This window comes from Pseudomonas defluvii, assembly GCF_001695625.1.
In the GTDB taxonomy this organism is placed as follows: domain Bacteria; phylum Pseudomonadota; class Gammaproteobacteria; order Pseudomonadales; family Pseudomonadaceae; genus Aquipseudomonas; species Aquipseudomonas defluvii.
This window is the reverse complement of record NZ_MBPN01000254.1, coordinates 1-1,611: the sequence shown is the minus strand read 5'-3', so window position 1 is coordinate 1,611 and position 1,611 is coordinate 1. Positions and strand designations below refer to the sequence as shown.

3 protein-coding genes are annotated in these 1,611 nt (G+C 54.6%); 2 read left to right on the top strand and 1 reads right to left on the bottom strand.

What is annotated here, in order from left to right; translation table 11 throughout:
* Nucleotides 1-178: transposase (locus EKA13_RS27090; protein ID WP_141685661.1), on the top strand; the 178-nt coding region annotated here is incomplete at its 5' end.
* Between the two features lie 191 nt (nt 179-369).
* Entirely contained in the window at nt 370-1,377 is a 1,008-nt protein-coding gene (gene tssA / locus EKA13_RS27085; protein WP_065762020.1) for a type VI secretion system protein TssA, read from the top strand.
* Between the two features lie 56 nt (nt 1,378-1,433).
* Here the strand turns inward: tssA and EKA13_RS27080 are convergent.
* A partial coding sequence (locus EKA13_RS27080) for a transposase (protein ID WP_141685661.1) occupies nt 1,434-1,611 on the bottom strand: 178 nt, incomplete at its 5' end.

Genomic DNA, 1,611 nt, shown 5'->3' with positions numbered 1-1,611 from the left:
CGCTGAGAGCATCCTTGCCTACTTCGACCGGCCAGGAACCAGCAACGGTCCAACAGAAGCTATCAACGGGCGACTTGAGCACTTACGAGGTACCGCCTTGGGCTTTAGAAATTTAACCAATTACATAGCCAGGTGCTTGCTGAAGTCAGGAGGGTTTAGAAATCAGCTACACCCTTAAATGCGAAGAGCCTCATTTCAGTGATTGGGTCGCTATCAGGGTATTGAAAAACAGCCCGCTGCACTTTTAGTGGTTGCGTGTTTATAGCGCTTCTTTACGTTTCCTCGTTTGTATTCAAGGACTGGGCTGCAATGTTGTCATGCCCCGATCAACAGGTTTCGCAACTAACGTTTGTTGCAAAAGGCTAACGCATGAGTGTGGATAATTTTATTGCTGCGCTTGCCAATGAAGGGTGTGGTGAGCATCTTGAATACGACGCAGAGTTCCTTGAGCTGTTCAATCAAGTAACGGTGCGGGAAGAGTCGCAATACGGCGATTATGTGTTTGTCCCTGAACCCATTGACTGGATTTCCGTCGAGGCGCGCTGCATCAGTTTGTTCAAGCGCACACATGATCTTCGCGTGGCTGTTTGCCTGGCGCGCGCATGGCTTGAGCGTGAGGGCTTGACGGGCTTTGCCAATGGCCTGCAGTTGATTGCCTTTTTGCTTCGGGAGCGTTGGGAGAGCGTGCATCCCCGGCTCAGTGCCGAAGATCACTTTGATCCGTTGGTCAGGGTCAATGCGCTTGCAGAACTTGCGGTGCCGTCGACCATCGGTGTCAGGCTGCGCCGCGAAGTGCTAGCCCGTATCCCAGGGGGCGACAACCTCTGTTGTTCGGACCTGGCGTTGATTGCCAGTGCAAACGAGTCCGCGGAGCGTGACGCCTCGCTGGTGCGCTTGACCGGGTTGATCGAGCCACTTTGTTCGGCGGATCTCATGCGCGGGTTGGGCGTGCTGAAGCGCCTTAAAAAGCTGTTGGTCGATATCGGTCAGTGCCTGGATGAAAAGACCGGCCTGGACGCGGTTTCGCCGCTGCATTCCATGGTGCTGCTCCTGCAGCAATGGATTCAGGTCGTTGACAGCCGGTTGCGTAACACGGCCCAGGCAGTGGCCATTGAGCGACTGGAGGAGCGACCGACGCCACCGCCGGTGGTTTACCAACACGCAGGGTTAATAGCGTTTTCCTCGCGAGAGGAGGTGGTCGTCGCGCTTGAGGCGATCGAGGCGTATTACAGCCGTCATGAGCCCAGCAGTCCGATCCCCATGTTGGTCCGCAGAGTACGCCGGCTCGCGGGAAAAGAGTTTCTGGAAATAATCGCCGAACTTGCACCGTCAAGTGTTGGCGAGATGCGCGCGTTGGCGGGTGAACAGGAAGATTGAGGGTTTAAGGTTTCTATTTGAGGGGGTGTCATGTCGAGTAATAGGGCTCTTCGCATTTAAGGGTGTAGCTGATTTCTAAACCCTCCTGACTTCAGCAAGCACCTGGCTATGTAATTGGTTAAATTTCTAAAGCCCAAGGCGGTACCTCGTAAGTGCTCAAGTCGCCCGTTGATAGCTTCTGTTGGACCGTTGCTGGTTCCTGGCCGGTCGAAGTAGGCAAGGATGCTCTCAGCG

Bases quoted from the DNA above. Each gene is read 5' to 3' on its own strand.
- tssA (WP_065762020.1), top strand. From the start codon at position 370: ATGAGTGTGGATAATTTTATTGCTGCGCTTGCCAATGAAGGGTGTGGT.